This window comes from Paracoccus aminophilus JCM 7686 (assembly GCF_000444995.1).
GTDB lineage: Bacteria > Pseudomonadota > Alphaproteobacteria > Rhodobacterales > Rhodobacteraceae > Paracoccus > Paracoccus aminophilus.
Genome location: NC_022049.1, coordinates 38,284 through 54,847, shown reverse-complemented (window position 1 = coordinate 54,847; position 16,564 = coordinate 38,284). Strand labels below are relative to the sequence as shown.

The window sequence follows — 16,564 nt, the reverse complement described above, 5'->3', positions numbered from 1 at the left end:
ACCCCGCCGATCTTGCCGCTCAGGTCACCGCATGGCGCGCGGCAAAGCGCGGCTCGCGCCAAAGCCCGGTCTCCAGAATGTCACGCAGCGTTTCGACCGCGATCCAGACATCCTCATGGCTGAGATAGAGCGGCGTGAAGCCAAAGCGCAGCACATCGGGGGCGCGGAAATCGCCGATGACCTGACGCTCGATCAGGGCTTGGACGATCTCATAGGCGTGGGGATGGGAAAAGCTGACCTGAGAGCCGCGCACAGCCGGATCGCGCGGGGTTTCAAGCGCAAGCCCATGGTCCGCGCAACGCGTCTCGACCAGCGCGATGAAGAGATCGGTCAATTGCAGGCTTTTCGCGCGCAAAGCATCCAGATCGACGCGGTCCCAGACCTCGAGCGCGCCTTTCAGCGCACGCAGGGACAGGATCGGCTGGGTGCCGCAGAGAAAACGTGCAATCGCAGGCGCGCCCTCGTAATGGGTCTCGAAGGCGAAGGGCCGGGCATGTCCCCACCAGCCCGAAAGCGGCTGGCGCGCCGCCGCCTGATGGCGTTCGGCGACATAGATGAAGGCGGGCGCCCCGGGCCCGCCATTGAGATATTTGTAGCTGCACCCGACCGCGAAATCGACCTCGGCCGCATCAAGCCCGATCGGCAGCGCGCCCGCGCTATGGCACAGATCCCAGATGACGAGCGCGCCCGCTTCGTGAATGGCGCGGGTCACCGCGACCAGATCCGCCAGCCGCCCCGAGCGGTAATTGACGTGATTGAGCAGCACCACCCCGACATCGGGACCGAGCATGTCAAGAATGCTCGCGCCGTCCTGGCCCTCAAGGCGCAGGCGATAGCCGGGCTGGCTCGCGACAAAGCCCTCGGCGATATAGACATCGGTCGGGAAACTGCCCGCCTCGGCCAGCACGGTCTTGCGATCGGGGCGCAGCCCGGCGGCGGCGCTCAAGGCCTTGAAGATATTGATGGATGTGCTGTCGCAAACCGCAACCTGCCCGGGTGCCGCGCCAATCAACCGCCCGACCCGGTCGCCAAGCTCCAGCGGCAGCTGAAACCAGCCCGCCGCATTCCAGCTCCGGATCAGATCCTGCGCCCATTCCGCACTCCCGGCATGCTGAAGCGCGTTCAACGCGGCTTTCGGGGCAGGCCCAAGCGAATTGCCGTCAAGATAGATCACCCCCTCGGGCAGCACGAAATCCGCGCGAAATCCCTTGAGCGGGTCGCCTGCATCCAGCCCGCGGAGATGGTCAAGGGAAAGCGCGTCAGACATTGGGGTCAGATCCTCAGGTTGCGGGCAAAGGCTGGGCCTTGGCCGATTTCAGGCAGGCTAACAAATGCGCCGCAACCGGGCTAGCCCCCGGCGCGCAGGCATGCCCGAAGCCCCCCGCCCGCTTCATGCCCGCCATCACCAGAGCCACCTAAACCGCAGCCAGCCAGCTCGGCGAAACCGCTTTCTTCATCACCCCAATACCCCTCTTGCCGCCGGTGACGCCCCGCCCGTCTCGCGCCCGTCTCGCACCTGCCTCGACCCGGCCTTTCACCCCGCCCCATTCAGCGCTAAAGAGCCGCGACCGGCCCGAAGGGGCGGAAGAAAGGATCACCCATGTCGAATTTCGATCTCGCCGCGCTCCAGCATGCGCTTGACCTCTTGCCCCAGCAGTTTCGCGGCCCCGGCGGCGTCGCGGGCGTGGTCAAGGATGGCGAGATCGTCGCGCGCCGCGCTTGGGGCTATGCCGATCTCAATGCCCGGCGCGAGATGACCGCAGCGACGCGCCTGCCGATCTGCTCGATCTCGAAACAGATGACCTGCGCCTTGCTGCTCGATCTCTTTGGCGCGCCAGAGGCGCTCGAGGCAGACCTTCCCGCGCTTTTGCCCCATCTCAAGGGCCAGATGCCAAGCGTCGCGCAGCTGTGCCACAACCAGTCGGGCCTGCGCGATTACTGGGCGCAGACCGTGCTCGAAGGCGCGCGTCCCGAGGGCGTTTTCACGCGTGAGGACGGGCTGGCGCTTCTCGCCAAGAACCAGAGCACCCATTTCACCCCGGGCCAGCATTACTCCTATTCCAACGGCAATTTCCGCCTGATCGCCGAGCTGATCGCGCGCGCCTCGGGCCGCGACTTTGCCGAGCTGATGGAGGAGCGGATCTTCCACCCGGCAGGCATGATGAGTGCCAAGGTCAATCCCGACACCGCCCAGCCGCTCGATGGCGTCACGGGCTATGAGGGCAATGACGAGCTGGGCTTCCTGCCCGCGCCGCATGGGCTTTACTGGTTCGGCGATGCCGGCAATTGGGCCGCGCTTGACGATATGCTGGCTTGGGAGCGCTGGATCGACGCGACGCGCGAGGATCCCGAAAGCCTCTACAACCGCCTCTCCGCCCCGGTCAGCTTTGCCGATGGCACGCCCGCCGTCTATGGCTACGGGCTGCGCCGCGACCGTTTCAGCGGGCTGGAGGCGACGGGCCACGGCGGCGCCTTGCGCGGCTTTTCCTCGTTCCGGCTGCATATCGCGCGCGAGCGGCTGTCGGTCTATGTCAATTTCAACCATGAATCCGGCGCGAGCCGCGCGGCCTGGCGTTTGGTCGAGGCCGCTTTGGGCTGCAAGATCGACCCCGAGCCGCAGGCGGCCCTGGGCTGGGACGGGCTCTGGATGGATGACGAACAGGGGCTGTTCATCCGCACGACTTCGACCCCTGCGGGCGTGAAGCTCAATTACCAGCACACCGCGCAGATGCTGACCCCGACCAGCGACAGCCGCGCCGAGTTCCACGGCATCACGCTGGAACGCGGCCCGGAAGGGCTCACCATGCGGCGCGAGGATGAGAATCTCTCGGTCACGGGCCGCCCGGTTCCGCGCCTCGATTTCGCCGATGGGACCGAGATCGCCGGGCGCTACCTGGCCTCGGAAAGCGGCGCCACGCTTGAGATCGCGAGCCGCGACGGCGGCACCTATATCGGCTGTTCGGGGATGCTCGGGACCGGCCCGATGGAGCGCGCCTATGCGATTGCGCCCGATCTCTGGTCGATGCCGTCGCGCCGCTCGATGGATGCCTCGCCGCCCGGCGAATGGACGGTTGAAATCACGCGGGACGCGGCGGGCAAGGTCGCGGGTCTGGTGATCAGCAACTGGCTTGCGCGCAAGAATATCTATCACCGCGTCGCGGCTTGATCCAAACGCGTGACGCGAGCGCCCGGCCCCGCACGCTTTGGCGGGGCCGGGCGGGCTCTTATTTCTTTTGCAGCTTGGCCTGTTCGAGCGACCAATATTCCATGTCGAAAAGCTCGCGCTCGGAAATCGGGGCATAGCGGCCCGCGGCCTCGGCGCTGAGGATCACCCGCGCCGATTGCTCCCAAAGATCCCCGGCAATCGCGGCGGCTTTCGCATTCGCGCCCAGACCGAAAAGCCCGAGCCCCGGCACCAGCACCGCGCGCGGCAAGCTGTCGAGCACGGTTTTCGGCTCGCTCGCATGGGGGGCATTGCGCTCGAAATAGGCGCGATAATTCGCGGCAAAGGCATCGAGCGCCGCGCCAATCGCCGCGCGGTCCGCGCCTTTGGCGACGATCAGCGGGAAGGGCTTCAAGCGGATGACGTGATCGGGCGTCGCCGTGCCGCGATGGACGATCTCGGCGAGATCGGGACGGTCCAGCAGCTTGAGGATCGAGGGCGAGGCGCGGAAATTCAGCGCGGGCTGATCGCCCAAGCCCTGACGCGCGGCAAGTTCAGCCACCAGCGCGGCCTCGAAGGCCGGATCACTTTCGCCCGTGTTCGCCTCGGGCCCGCCCGGTAGCGCGCCGCGCGCGGCAAGCTCGGCCTCGGCCATGGTCACAAACTCGATCATGCGGGCATAGCTTTCCTCGGCGGTCGCGCCGAAGGTGAAAAGCCCGTGTTTCGCGAGCCAAAGCCCCTCGACATTGCGGTCGGCGGCAAAGGCCGCGTCGCAGGCATGGCTGAGATCAAAGCCCGGCATGACATAGGGGACATAGCCCACGCGGCCCCCGTAAAGCCGCGCGACGGTTTCTTCCATATCGTCCTGATCGGCGAGCGCGAGGATCGCCGTCGCATGGGTGTGATCGACGAAGGAGAAGGGCAGGAAGGCGTGCAAAAGCGCCTCGACCGAAGGCGTGGGGGCCGCGGGATCGAGCAGGTTTTCGCGCAGGAAGGCCACCATATCGGGGTCCGACATCACCTTGATCTGACGCGCTTTCAGCAAAGGCGCCAGCCACATCGCAGGCAGGCCCGGCGCCTGAATATCGCCCAGATCCCAGCCCGAACCCTTCACATGGATGACCGCGCCCTGATCGGAGTTGATCTTGACCGAAGTATTGCCGCCGCCATGCAAAACCAGATCGGGGTCCTGCCCGATGATGCGCGAGCTATAGACGCGCAGGCCAAGCTCGGCCGGTTGGCCCGCGGCCAAAGCCTCTTCGGAATATCTGCGGGCGTCTTCATCAGACCAGCGCGACTGCATGGCGAATTCCTTTTCGGTGGAATGGGGGGCGGCGCACCGCCCCCGATGGTGGTTTCAGGTTTCGATCAGAAATCGAAATTGTTGATATTGTCTTTGGTAAAGACGGTGCGCTCGGGCAGAAGGATGATGCCGTTGTTCTCGGCCTCATAGCTATAGCCCTGAACCGAGTTCGGCGAGACCTCGACCGTGCCGATGCCCTCGATGTCGAGCTTGTCGCCGACCTTCATCGGGCCGTCTTTGAGGACATGCGCGGCCACCGCGACCGAGATCGCGCCCTGCTGGGTCACGTCCCAGAGGCCAAAGCGCTCGACCGTGCCACGCTCGACGTAAGGACGCATGACATTCGGGGTCGAGAAGCCGACGATCGTGACCTTGCCCGCTTTCTTGAGGTTCTCGGCGGCCTGCGCAGCGGCAGGCAGCGCATTCGCGTCGGGCGCGATGATCGCATCGAGATCGGCATGGGCGTTCAAGAGGCCCTCGGCGGTTTGCAGCGATTTCTGGGCGTCGTTATAGCCGAATTCGGTCGCGACCACTTCCCAGCCCGGATGCTCCTTGGCGATCTTGGCTTTGGCGGCCTCGGCCCAGGCGTTCTGGTCGGTCACGGTCGGCGAGGAATAGAAGAAGGCGACCTTGGCCTTTTCCTTGGCCTTCAGCCCGTCATTGGCCATATCGACCAACAGCCCGCCGAGCTGCTCGGGCGTGCCTTGGTTGATGTAATAGCTGCGGCATTCCGGGTTCACATCGCTGTCCCAGGTCATGACCAGCACACCGCGCGCCGCGGCTTGCTTCAGCGCGGGGCACAGCCCATCCGGCGAGACCGAGGACACGATCAGCGCCTTATAGCCTTGGTTGACGAAGTTGTTGATGAACTGGACCTGCGCGGAAACCGAAGGCTCGGTCGGGCCGTCATAGGTGACATCGACGCCCAGCTTCTTGCCCTCATCGGTGGCGCCTTTGCCGCCCGAGGTGAAGAAGCCCACGCCCACGAGCTTGGGGATAAAGGCGATGCCATCGGCGTAAGCCGTGGTTGCGGCCATCAGGCCAAGGGCGGCGACGCCCGCTTTCAAAAGGGATTTCATTGCAGTCTCCTCCACTGTTGTTCAGTTCTTATGTGCCGGGGCAAGGGCTGCTGGCGCGCGGCCAAACAGACGTTGCCACAGCAATTCGCCGCGCAGCTTTTCGCTCCCGAACCGGGCTGCGACGACGATGACGAGCAGCGCGCCCGAAAGTGCGCTGGAAATCTGGCTGGGCACGCCCGACATTTGCAGCCCCTGCTGAAGATAGCCGATCAGGAAGGTCGCAAGCACGGTGCCAAGAACCGAGCCCTTGCCGCCATAGATCGAGGCCCCGCCCAGCACGGTCGCGGTGATCGCGGGCAAAAGCGTGGTCGTGCCGAGATCGACCCGGGCCGAGCCGAAATAGGCAGAGAGCATCAGCCCGGCCATGGCGGCAAAAAGGCCCAAAAGCACATAGGTCAGCGCCTGCATCCGCCCGACCGGCAGGCCGGAATGGCGCGCGGCGTTTTCGCTCAGACCAATCAGGAAGAGCGCGCGGCCAAAGCGGGTGGCGTGCAGAAGGAAGATCATCACGGCGGCAAGGCCAAGGAAGATCACCAGCGAAAGCGGCAGTCCCAGCACCTGCTGATAACCAAGCGCGGTGAAGCTCGCCGGGAAATTGCCGATCCCTTCGTATCCGCTCGCGCCCGCAAGGCCCGAGAGCACGGTCGCCGCGCCCGAATAGAGGTAAAGCGCGCCAAGCGTGACGACCAAAGGCTGCAGCCGCGTCACCCGGATGATCGTCGCATTGAAAAGTCCGGTGAAGCCGCCGACCGCGAGCGAGGCCAGAACGGCCAGCCCCAGAGGCGCGCCGAAATGCAGCGCAAGGCCAAAGATGATCGCGGTGAGGCCGATGGTCGAGCCGAAGCTCACGTCGATCCCGCCCGCGATGATGACCAGCGTCAAGGGCACCGCGACCATGCCGATCTGGACGAAATCGGCGGTCCCGAACAGAAGGCTCGAAACATTGAGAAAGCGCGGGTTGATGAGGCCGAAAACCGCGATCTCAAGGACCAGAAGCAGGGCCAGAACGATCTCCCAGCGCAGGAAAAGGCGTCTCATCAGGCAGTCCCTTCGGTCTTGGCGCTTTGGGTGTGGCGGTGGCGGGCGGCGCGGTCGCGCCGCTCGATCAAGAGGCGCAAACGACCGTCGATCAGAAGAACGCCAAGCAGCAAGGCGCCGCCGACAAGGTCGTTCCAGAAGGCCGGAATCTTGAGGAAGATCAGCGCGGTATCAATCGAGGTCAGGAACAGGACGCCAATCACCGCGCCCGAGATCCGCCCGACCCCGCCAAGCAGGCTGACGCCGCCGAGAACAAGGGCGGCAATCGCGCGCAGCTCGATGCCATTGCCCGCTTGGTTCGGGATAAAGCCGATCTGGGCGGCAAAGATGATCCCCGCCAGGGCCGAGCAGAAGCCCGCGAAGACGAAACCGCCAAGTTCCAGCCGCTTGACCGGCAGGCCAAGATGGCGCGCGGCCTCGCGGTTGTCGCCGATGGCTTTGAGCCACTGGCCGCGCCGGCTTTGCAGCGCAAACCAGCCGAGCACGATCAGCGCGATTACGGCAAAGCCAAGGGGCGAGAGGCCAAGGGTGCCGCTCGCGGCGAGGGATTTCAGATCCGAGGGCAGATTCTCGATCCATTTGCCGCCGGTGGCGATCAGCATGACGCCCCGGAAAAGGCCAAGCGTGCCAAGCGTCGCGACGATGGCCGGAACGCCAAGCCCGGTGACGAGCAGCCCGTTCAAGAGCCCCGCGCCGATCCCCGACAAAAGCGCCAGCGCAATCGCCAATGGCAGGGCAAATCCAGCTTGAAGCGACAGCCCGATCACCACCGCCGAAAGCCCGAGAACCGAGCCGCCCGAGACGTCGATCTGGCGCATCAACAGCACCGGCAAAAGCCCGATCGCCACGCAAAGCAGCACCATCGCGCTTGACCAGATCGAGCTCGCGGTCTGGACCGAAAGAAACCCGGGCGCGATCGCGCCAATCGTCAGGATGACGGCAAGGGTGACGATCAAGAGCGTCGCCACGCGGTCTTGCAAGATACGGTTAAGCATGGGCGAGCTCCCGGCTTTCAAAGGCAAGCGCGCCGATCTGCTCGGCATCCGCACCCGCGGGCAGCTCTCCGGCGATCTCGCCCGCGGCCATGACAAGAATACGGTGCGAGAGCCGCGTGACCTCGTCGAAGTCCGAGGAAATCATCAAGACGGCGGTGCCCTCGGCGGCGATCTGGCGAATGAGCGTATAGATATCGGCGCGCGCCCCCGCATCGACACCGCGTGTCGGCTCGTCAAGGATCAGGACCGCGGGCCGCGCCGCCAGGCATTTCGCGAGCAGCACCTTCTGTTGATTGCCGCCCGACAGGCGGCGAACCGGCTGCTCGGGGCCTTCGCAGCGGATCGACATCTGCTGGCGATAGGTCTCGAATGCCGCGCGGTCGCGGCCGGGCTTGAGCACAAAGGGCAGTTTGTGGACGAGGAAAGAGAGCATATTCCAATGCAAGGGCGCATCGAGGAACAGCCCGTTCGAGCCGCGATCCTCGGCCAAAAGCACCATGCCGCGATCGACCGCCTGCCGCATCGACCAATGGGCGAAGGGGATGTCCTGCCCGCTCAGCCGCGCCGCGCCGCTATCGGCGGGACGCAGCCCGGCAAGGGTTTCCGCAAGCTCGGTCCGGCCCGCGCCGACGACGCCCGCAAGGCCCAGAATCTCGCCGTCATGGAGATCAAGCGAGATGCCGTGGAAGCCCTCGCCCGACAAAGCCTTGACCGCAAGACGCAGCGGACCGCGGCCCTCGGGCACCTCGGGGCGCTTGTTTTCGGCGCTGAGCCCCGGCGTCATCGCCTGCAAAATCCGCTCGTCGCTGGTCTGCGCCATCTCATCCGAGAGCACGACCTGACCGTCGCGCAAGACCGTGATCCGGTCCGAGATTTCGCGCAATTCATGGAGTTTATGCGAGATGAAGACGAGGCCCACGCCCTGCGCCCGCAAGGCCCGCATCCGCCCGAACAGCGCGGCGACCTCGAAGGGCGTCAGCGCCGAGGTCGGCTCGTCAAGGATCAGCACGCGCGCCTCGCGGATCATGCCGCGCAGGATCTCGACGATCTGGCGGTCGGCGATTTCCAAGGTCGAGGCGCGCTTGTCCAGAGGCAGCGACAGCCCGAGCCCCTTGATCATCGCGGCGACCTTGTCGCGGTAAAATCGCGCGGGCTGCGGCAGGCCCAGACAGATATTGTCGAGCACATTCTGATTGGGGAAAAGCTGCGCCTCTTGCGGCACGAGATAAAGCCCAAGGCGCTGCGCCTCGGCAGGCGAGGCACTGCTCAGCGCCTGCCCGCAGATCGTGACCTCGCCCTCATCGGGCGCCACCAGCCCCGAGAGGATCTTCATCAGCGTGGATTTCCCCGCGCCATTGCCACCTAAAAGCGCATGGACCTCGCCCGGACGCAGATCGAAATCGACGCCCTTGAGGACCGGCGTGCCGCCATATCGTTTGGTGATCCCGCGTGCTGTCACAACCTGCTGCAAGATCCCCTCCCCGAGATCATTTGTTCATCGCCACAACATATGAACAACGGCTTTGACATTCCGTCAATCAGATTCCTGTCACATTTTTCGATTATCCTGAAAAATTGGATCGCGCCTTCACGCTTGACTTGCGCATTTGTTTTCTGGTTGAACATTTGTATGAACTGCGGGGGGCGCATGGAAACGGCGAATACGGAACTCGACGATGCGCTGATCGCCCGCGTGGCCTGGCTCTATTACAACAGCGGCCTGACCCAGAGCGAGATCGGCGAGATGCTTGCGCTCTCGCGCATCAAGGTCTCGCGCATGCTCGAACAGGGCCGCGATTCGGGGCTGATCCAGATCCGGGTGAACTCGCTCCATCACGGCTGTTTCGAGCAGGAAGAGCGGCTGCGCCAGCGCTTCGGCCTCTCGGATTGTCGCGTCATTCCCGAGGGCGCGGGCGCGCCGGTCAATGCGCGGCTGGGTGAGGCTGCGGCGCAATATCTGATGCAAAAGCTCGAACCCGGCAGCCTTTTGGCGGTCGGCTGGGGCGATACCGTCTCGCGCACGATCCGCAAGCTTGGCCATGTCGCGGAAGAGCGCGGCATCGGGCTGGTGACGCTGACCGGGGGGGTGCAGACCTATGTCGACGGGATGCGCACCGCGAATTGGGGCCATAACGTCTTTGTCGTCCCCGCGCCGCTTCTCGTCAGCACGCCGGCGCTCAGCGCATCCCTGGCCGCCGAACGCTCGGTCGCGACGCTTCTGAGCATGGCGCTTGGCGCGGATTACAAGCTCGTCGGCATCGGCGGCATCGCCGATCAATCGACCGTGGTCACGCAGGGCTTCATCTCGCCCGCCGAGGTCGAGCCTTTGCGCCGTTTGGGCGCCGTCGGCGATATTCTGTGCCGCTTTTACGACCGTGACGGCCGCCAGCTGGACCTGCCGATCCATGAGCGCGTGATTGGCGTCGGGCTCGATAAACTCAAAGACAGCGCGCGGGTGATCGGGGTCGCGGGCGGGGCCGAGAAGGTCGAGCCGATCCGCGCCGCGCTGAAGGGCGCGCTCCTCGACATCCTCATCACCGATGAAGCCACCGCCAGCCAATTGCTTATGACGGAGACCGACTGACATGTCCTATTACCTCGCTTTCGACGCAGGCACCGGCTCTGGCCGGGCGGTGATCTTCGACGCGGATGGGCGCGAGATCGCCGCAGTCGGGCAGGAATGGTGGCACGCCAGCGACCCGCGCTATCCCGGCTCGATGGATTTCGACTGCGATGCGAACTGGGGCCATCTTGCCCGCTGCGCGCGGGAGGCGATTGCGAAAGCCGGGATCGACCCCGCTGAGATTGCGGGCGTGTCTGCGACCTCGATGCGCGAGGCCTTTGTTTTGCATGACAAAACTGGCGCCGAGCTTTGGGCCTGCGCCAATGTCGATGCCCGCGCCGATGCCGAGGTCCGCGACCTGCGCGCCGCCGATCCGGCGCTGGAGCACGCGCTTTACACCGCCTCGGGCCAGACCCATGCCTTAGCGGCCCTGCCCCGGCTTTTGTGGCTCAAGCGCCATATGCCCGAGGTGCTCGACCGCGCGGCGCATCTGACGATGCTCTCGGAATGGGTGCTGTGGCGACTCTCGGGGGCTCTGGTCGCCGAGCCCTCGAATATGGGCACGACCGGGCTGATTGCGCTGACCGATCACAAGCCGGTCGCAGCGGCTTTTGCGCAAATCGGCCTGCCCGAAAGCCTGATCCCGCCGATGGTCGCCAGCGGCACCGTGGTCGGCGCGGTCTCTGCCGAGGCCGCCGCCGCGACCGGGCTGCGCCCCGGCACGCCCGTGGTGGCGGGTGGCGGTGATTGCCAGATCGGCACGATCGGCCTTGGCATCGTGGCCGAGGGCGATTGCGCGGTCTTGGGCGGCACCTTCTGGCAGCAGGTGGTCAATGTCCGCGCCGATCTGACCGATCCCGGCATGACGCTGCGCCTCAACCCCCATGTCCTGCCCGGGCTCGCGCAGGCCGAGGCGATTTCCTTCTTCACCGGCGCGGTCATGCGCTGGTTTCGCGACAGTTTCGGTCAGGGCCAAAGCTATACCGCGCTGGAAGAGGCCTCGCGCCATATCCCGCCGGGGGCGCATGGCATCATCCCGATTTTCTCGGATGTTATGCGTTATGGCCGCTGGATCCATGCCGCGCCCTCGCTGCTGAACCTCTCGCTCGACCCCGAAAAATCGGGCCCGGCGGCGATCTTCCGCGCGCTTCAGGAGAATGCGGCGGTGGTTGCGGCGGCCAATCTGCGGCAGGTTTTCGCGCTTTCGGGCCATACGCCCGACCGCATCGTTTTCGCGGGCGGCGCGGCGCGCTCGACCCATTGGACCCAGATCCTCGCCGATGTCACCGGCCTGCCCGTCGTGCGCTCGAAGATCAGCGAGGCGACCGCGCTTGGTGCGGCGGCGGCAGCCGCGACCGGGACCGGGGCCTTCGCGAGCCTCGCCGAAGCCGGTCGCGCCTGGAGCGATCTCGAAGCGCCGCAGGACCCGAACCCCGGCCTGCGCGCGCTTTACGACGAACAAAGCGCGCGCTGGTCGGCGGCCTATGCCGCGCAGATGACGCTGGTCGAGGCAGGCGTCACCGCCTCGATGTGGCGCGCGCCCGGCAGCTGAGAGACGACAGCTGAGAGATTACAGTGAAAAGGAAAACCACATGCTGATTCAACTGGTTCGCATCGAAGTCAAACCCGGCCACCGGGACACGTTCCTCGAGGCCTTCACCATCAATTGCGAGGGCACGCGCAAGGAGCCGGGCAATCTGCGCTTCGATCTTCTGTGCGATCCCGAGGATGAGAACAAATTCTCGGTCTATGAGATCTTTCGCGACGAGGCCGCGCTCGATGAGCATCGCAAGACCCCGCATTATCGCACCTGCGTCGAGATGATCGACCCGATCACCGTCGGCGGGCGGCGCAAGGATTTCTTCCTGCCGGTGCTGGTGGAAACCGCGCGCGACTAAGCCGCCAATCTGCGGCCAAAGCGGGACGCCAGCCAAGCGCGGCGTCCCGGCAAGGCGGGCGTCAAAGATTGGCGCGCGCGATGCTTTTCAAAACCGAAGCGCCGACCGTATATTTCGGGTCGACCATATTGCCCAGCCGCACGCGACCGCATTGGGTCAAGAGCATATAGGCATCGATTTCGTCGAAACCGTAATCGGCGGCCATCCAGCGGATCAGCTCGCGGTAGGCGCCGCGCGCGGCATCCTCCATCGGGCGCGAGGCGCCGATCGCCATGAGCAGCGTCTCGTTTTCCAGCCTCGGGATCGAGATCGCCCAGTTCTTGATCAGATCGACGCGGATCGTGGTCACGGTCGGATGCTCGACCGCGACGCCGCAAAGCTCGCCATCGCCCTGCGCGGCATGGCAATCGCCAAGATAGAGATAGCCGCCCTCGGCCTGGACCGGGAAATAGACGACCGCGCCCGGCGCGACATCGGGCATGTCCATATTGCCGCCATAGTAATCCGGCACGAGCGAGGAAATCGCCTCGGCCGCCGGGGCCACGCCAAGCGTGCCGATGAAGGGCTCATAGGGCAGCGTGATCTTGTCGTTCCATCTCACGCCGGTAGTTTCATCGACATGAAGCTTGCGCACCCGCTCGGGCAGGCCGGGCGAGATCAGCGCAGTGTCCTTGGTCGGCACCAGACCGCCGAATTCGGGCATGATGACGGTGGTGCCGCGCGGCTGATCCCCGCGCGGGACGATGCTTTCGATATAGACCGCGATCACATCGCCCTTCTGCGCGCCATTGACCCAGATCGGGCCGTTTTGCGGGTTGAGATAGGGGAAATTCAGGATCTCCGAGGGCCGGTCGCTTTCGCTTTTGATCTTGCCCTCGAAAGCGTCATGGGTCTCGGCGGTGATGACCGCGCCGGGATCGACGCGCAGGCGCGGCTCGATCTGGGCGGTGTAGATATAGGGGTAATCGCCCTGTTCGGCCTCGCCGAGCCTGTGATGGCTGCGCGCCTCGCCCTTTGCCACGCCGCGCGTCGCCATGATGGATGTGTCAAACCAGCTCATATTCGTCTCCGATGTCAGAATCAGTCGTTCAAACCGCGAGGTGACGGCGCATTTCGGCGCGGTCGCGGATGTCGTCGGGGCCGAGCTCGGCGGTGATGCGGCCCTTGTCCATGACATAGCAGCGCTGCGCCATGGCCCGGATCATGTCGATGTTTTGCTCGACAAAGAGCACGCTCAGCCCCTTTTCAGCGTTGAGCCGCACCATCAGCCGGGCAATATCCTGCACGATATTGGGCTGGATGCCTTCGGAGGGCTCATCGAGAAACACCATGGCAGGCGCGCCCATCAGCACGCGGCCAATCGCCAATTGCTGCTGCTGGCCACCCGAAAGCGTGCCCGCGCGCTGGCGCGCGCGCTCTTGCAGGATCGGGAAATAGCCGTGGATCTCGTCCATCCGACCCGCAGGCGCGCGGCCGCCGCAGATCGAGAGCCCGGTTTCGAGATTCTCGGTCACGCTCATACGGCCAAAGACCTCGCGGCCCTGTGGCACATAGCCAAGGCCCAAACGCGCGCGGGCATGGGGCGGCAGCGGGTTGAGGCTTTGGCCCTTGAAGGCGATTTCGCCGCCGGTGGTCGGCAAAAGCCCCATCAGCGTCTTCATCAGCGTGGTCTTGCCCACGCCATTGCGCCCGATGATGGCGACGATCTCGCCGGGGCGGACGCGGATGTTCAGCCCGGCGAGCACCGGCTTGCCGCCATAGCCGGAGCGGAGATCGCGGATATCCAGCAAAGCATCAGGCGGCATCGGTTTCTCCCAGATAGATCTTGGCGACCTCGTCATTGGCGGTGATCTCGTCGATGCTGCCTTGGGCGAAGATGCGCCCGAAATGCAGCACCGTGACCCGGTCGGCGATCTGGCGCACGAAGGCCATGTCATGCTCGACCGCGAGGATGCTCATGCCCGCACGGTTCAGCTCCAGAAGGATCTCGCCGGTGAACTGGGTCTCGTCCGGGGTCATGCCGGCGGTCGGCTCATCGAGCAGCAAAAGCTTCGGGCGCGGGCCGATCGCCATGGCGATTTCCAGCCATTGCTGCTGGCCGTGGCTGAGACTGCCCGCCCGCATCCGCCTGACCGCGCCGAGGCGCAGGAAGTCGAGCAGATGCTCGATCTCGTGGCGCATCTCGGCCGGCGGATAGAACCGTTGCAGCGCGATGACGAGGTTTTGCTCGACGCTAAGCTCCTTGAAGATGCCCGGCACCTGAAACTTGACGCTGATCCCTTCGCGGATGCGCTGATAGGATCGCATCCGGGTGATGTCCGCGCCTTGGTAAAGGATCGCGCCGCTGTCGGGGGTATATTCTCCCAAAAGCAGGCGGAAGAAGGTGCTTTTGCCCGCGCCATTCGGCCCGATCAGGCAATGGATCTCGCCGGTGCCGAGGGTGAAGTTCACGTCATTGGTGACATGAAGCCCCCCGAAGCGCTTGTTCAGATGGCGGGTTTCGAGGATCGGGCTCATGGCTGCGGCTCCTTTGCCGGGCGGCGCGAGACAAGGCGACCGATCACAGCGGCCAGCCCCGCTACCAGCCCGCGCGGCGCGATCAGCACGGTCGCGACCAGAAGCGCGCCCATGACGATCAGCGCATATTGGCTGGCGTGAACGGTCAGAAGCTGGAAGACGATCAGCGTGAAAAATGTGCCGATCAGCGCCGTGGTCAGATCGGCGCGCCCGCCAACCGCGACCCAGATGATCGGCAAGGCGGCGGCGGTCATGCCCATCGACGAGGGCGTGATATAGGTCCCCCACGACGTGTAAAGCACGCCCGAAAGCCCCGCGAGCGCCGAGCCGATCACGAAGATCGCCAGCTGGTATTTGCGGATGTCATAGCCGCACATCTCGGCGCGCAGCGGGTTCTCGCGCAGGGCCACGACGACATTGCCAAAGCGCGAATTCACCAGCATGCGCAGCGCGAGATAGCAGATCACCAGCAGCGCCAGCGTGACATAGTAAAGCGTGACATCGGGATAAAGCGTGACCGGCCCGCCAAACCACGGCACGGTCAGCGCGGGCATGCCGCCCATGCCGTTGAACCCGTTCAGCCGCGCGGTGCCGACCGTCCATTCCGGCCCCGCAGTCTGGGACATGAAGCGTTCTAGAACCAGCGTCACCGACAGCGTGACAATGCCCAGAAAGACGCCGTTGATCCCGCCGTAAAAGAGGAAATAGCCAAGCGCCGCCGCGGCCAGTGCCGAAATCGCGACCGCCGCGACCAGCGAGAACAGCGTCAGCCCATAGGCGCTGCCGAGGTTGATCGAGAGCACGCCATAAGCATAGGCCGCGATCCCGAAAAAGGCGGTCTGGCCGAAACTCAGCGCGCCGCCATAGCCCCAGATCAGGCAAAGCCCCAGCGCCATGAACAGATAGTTGAAGAAATAGATATTGTTGCCGACATCAAAGCCGTCAGCGAAGAGCGGATAGGCAAGGGCTGCGGCAAGGATCAGGCCAAAGCCCGACCAGAAGCCCCGGCCCCGGCCAAGGGTCTGCGGCCCTTCGAGAAGACGCAGAGTGGATTTCAGCGACATCAGCGTCTCTCCTTCAGGATCCAGCCGCTCAGACCGCGCGGCAGGATGCGAATGACCAAAATGACCGCGACCAGAAGCCCGATCTGCCCGGCAAGCTGGCCCCACCACGAGGTGAGCATGACCTTGATCACCGCGAGGATCGCGGCGGCTGGCGCGGTGCCAAGGAAGATATCGGCGCCGCCGGTGACGACGGTGACGAAGGCCTCGACCATGAACGAGCTGCCCATGGTCGGCACGATGGTCATGGTCGGCGCGTAAAGCCCGCCCGCGAGCCCGGCCAAAGCCGCGCCCGCGCCAAAGGTCAGCGAATAGACGAGCCCGGTATTGATCCCGAGGCTCGCCGCCATCTGCGGCACCTGGATCGTGGCGCGCGCCAGAACGCCCGCGCGGGTCTTGACCAGCACCAGCCACAGCCCGGCCAGCACCGCGAAGGCGCTGAGGATCAGGACGAGGCGATAGACCGAATAGGAGGTCTCGCCGACGGTGAAGCTGCCAAAAGGCGTGCCGGTGCCGGGCAGGGTCGTGCCCAGAAGGACCAGCACGGTTTGCTGGGTCATGATCGAAATGCCCCAGGTCGCGACGATCGTATCGAGCGGGCGGTTGTAGAGCGGGCGGATCACGATGCGCTCAAGCACGATCCCGGCAAGGCCCGCAGCCAAAGCGCCGATGAGGATCGCCAGCGGCAAAGGCAGGCCCATGCGCGCGCAGCTTGACGAGACATAGGCGCCGCACATGATGAACTCACCATGCGCCAGATTGATGACGCCCATCATCCCGAAGATGATCGCCAGCCCGCAGGCCGACAGGACAAGAAAGGCGAAACTGTCACCTGTCTGGAACAGGAAATTGAAGATTGCGGGGAGAAAGTCCATGGCCATGCCTGTGGCTGTGCCGCGCGAAAGCGCCGCAGGGGAAAGGGGCCGAACGGGCTCCGGGCGGCGCAC

The 16,564-nt window shown here is 64.9% G+C and carries 15 protein-coding genes; 4 read left to right on the top strand and 11 right to left on the bottom strand.

The window, feature by feature from the left end; all coding sequences use genetic code 11:
• Positions 1–19: 19 nt before the first annotated feature.
• Positions 20–1,267 (bottom strand): kynureninase, encoded by a 1,248-nt coding sequence (gene kynU, locus JCM7686_RS18380; RefSeq protein WP_020952222.1) that lies wholly within the window; start codon positions 1,265–1,267, stop codon positions 20–22.
• 333 nt (positions 1,268–1,600) lie between these two features.
• Between kynU and JCM7686_RS18375 the strand changes: the two genes are divergently transcribed.
• Entirely contained in the window at positions 1,601–3,166 is a 1,566-nt protein-coding gene (locus JCM7686_RS18375) for a D-aminopeptidase (protein ID WP_020952221.1), read from the top strand.
• 58 nt (positions 3,167–3,224) lie between these two features.
• On the opposite strand, the gene JCM7686_RS18370 is transcribed toward JCM7686_RS18375, so the two are convergent.
• The 5 genes from JCM7686_RS18370 to lsrA all read right to left on the bottom strand — a co-directional run bounded on the left by JCM7686_RS18370 (position 3,225) and on the right by lsrA (position 9,049).
• Positions 3,225–4,466 carry a class II aldolase/adducin family protein gene (locus JCM7686_RS18370; RefSeq protein ID WP_020952220.1) on the bottom strand — a complete coding sequence of 414 codons (1,242 nt, stop codon included), beginning with the start codon at positions 4,464–4,466 and terminating at the stop codon, positions 3,225–3,227.
• Between the two features lie 65 nt (positions 4,467–4,531).
• A complete protein-coding gene (gene lsrB, locus JCM7686_RS18365) occupies positions 4,532–5,545 on the bottom strand; it encodes an autoinducer 2 ABC transporter substrate-binding protein LsrB (protein ID WP_020952219.1) in 1,014 nt (337 codons plus the stop codon).
• A gap of 21 nt (positions 5,546–5,566) precedes the next feature.
• Positions 5,567–6,583, bottom strand: coding sequence for an ABC transporter permease subunit (locus JCM7686_RS18360; RefSeq protein WP_020952218.1), 1,017 nt, complete (start codon positions 6,581–6,583; stop codon positions 5,567–5,569).
• The gene (locus JCM7686_RS18355) at positions 6,583–7,578 is read right to left on the bottom strand and encodes an ABC transporter permease subunit (protein ID WP_020952217.1); all 996 of its coding nucleotides are present in this window, start codon (positions 7,576–7,578) and stop codon (positions 6,583–6,585) included. Before JCM7686_RS18355 ends, JCM7686_RS18360 begins: the two co-directional genes overlap by 1 nt.
• Complete coding sequence (gene lsrA / locus JCM7686_RS18350; RefSeq protein WP_020952216.1) at positions 7,571–9,049, bottom strand: autoinducer 2 ABC transporter ATP-binding protein LsrA; 1,479 nt, start codon at positions 9,047–9,049, stop codon at positions 7,571–7,573. The genes JCM7686_RS18355 and lsrA overlap by 8 nt, the downstream gene beginning before the upstream one ends.
• Positions 9,050–9,226: 177 nt before the next feature.
• Here lsrA and JCM7686_RS18345 point away from each other — a divergent pair, with 177 nt between their 5' ends.
• From JCM7686_RS18345 to JCM7686_RS18335, 3 genes are read left to right on the top strand one after another with little or no spacing between them, the layout of a single operon-like run.
• Positions 9,227–10,162 carry a sugar-binding transcriptional regulator gene (locus JCM7686_RS18345; protein WP_020952215.1) on the top strand — a complete coding sequence of 312 codons (936 nt, stop codon included), beginning with the start codon at positions 9,227–9,229 and terminating at the stop codon, positions 10,160–10,162.
• Between the two features lies 1 nt (position 10,163).
• A complete protein-coding gene (lsrK, locus tag JCM7686_RS18340; RefSeq protein ID WP_020952214.1) occupies positions 10,164–11,693 on the top strand; it encodes an autoinducer-2 kinase in 1,530 nt (509 codons plus the stop codon).
• Between the two features lie 40 nt (positions 11,694–11,733).
• On the top strand, positions 11,734–12,039 hold the full coding sequence (locus JCM7686_RS18335) for an antibiotic biosynthesis monooxygenase (RefSeq protein ID WP_020952213.1): 306 nt from the start codon (positions 11,734–11,736) through the stop codon (positions 12,037–12,039).
• 61 nt (positions 12,040–12,100) lie between these two features.
• Here the strand turns inward: JCM7686_RS18335 and JCM7686_RS18330 are convergent, their stop codons facing one another.
• From JCM7686_RS18330 to JCM7686_RS18310, 5 genes are read right to left on the bottom strand one after another with little or no spacing between them, the layout of a single operon-like run.
• Positions 12,101–13,099 carry an acetamidase/formamidase family protein gene (locus JCM7686_RS18330; protein WP_020952212.1) on the bottom strand — a complete coding sequence of 333 codons (999 nt, stop codon included), beginning with the start codon at positions 13,097–13,099 and terminating at the stop codon, positions 12,101–12,103.
• A 28-nt stretch (positions 13,100–13,127) separates the two neighbouring features.
• A complete protein-coding gene (locus JCM7686_RS18325) occupies positions 13,128–13,844 on the bottom strand; it encodes an ABC transporter ATP-binding protein (RefSeq protein WP_020952211.1) in 717 nt (238 codons plus the stop codon).
• Positions 13,834–14,556, bottom strand: a complete 723-nt coding sequence (locus tag JCM7686_RS18320; protein ID WP_020952210.1) for an ABC transporter ATP-binding protein — start codon at positions 14,554–14,556, stop codon at positions 13,834–13,836. The genes JCM7686_RS18325 and JCM7686_RS18320 overlap by 11 nt, the downstream gene beginning before the upstream one ends.
• On the bottom strand, positions 14,553–15,620 hold the full coding sequence (locus tag JCM7686_RS18315; protein ID WP_020952209.1) for an ABC transporter permease subunit: 1,068 nt from the start codon (positions 15,618–15,620) through the stop codon (positions 14,553–14,555). Before JCM7686_RS18315 ends, JCM7686_RS18320 begins: the two co-directional genes overlap by 4 nt.
• The gene (locus JCM7686_RS18310; RefSeq protein WP_020952208.1) at positions 15,620–16,492 is read right to left on the bottom strand and encodes an ABC transporter permease subunit; all 873 of its coding nucleotides are present in this window, start codon (positions 16,490–16,492) and stop codon (positions 15,620–15,622) included. The genes JCM7686_RS18315 and JCM7686_RS18310 overlap by 1 nt, the downstream gene beginning before the upstream one ends.
• Positions 16,493–16,564 lie beyond the last annotated feature (72 nt).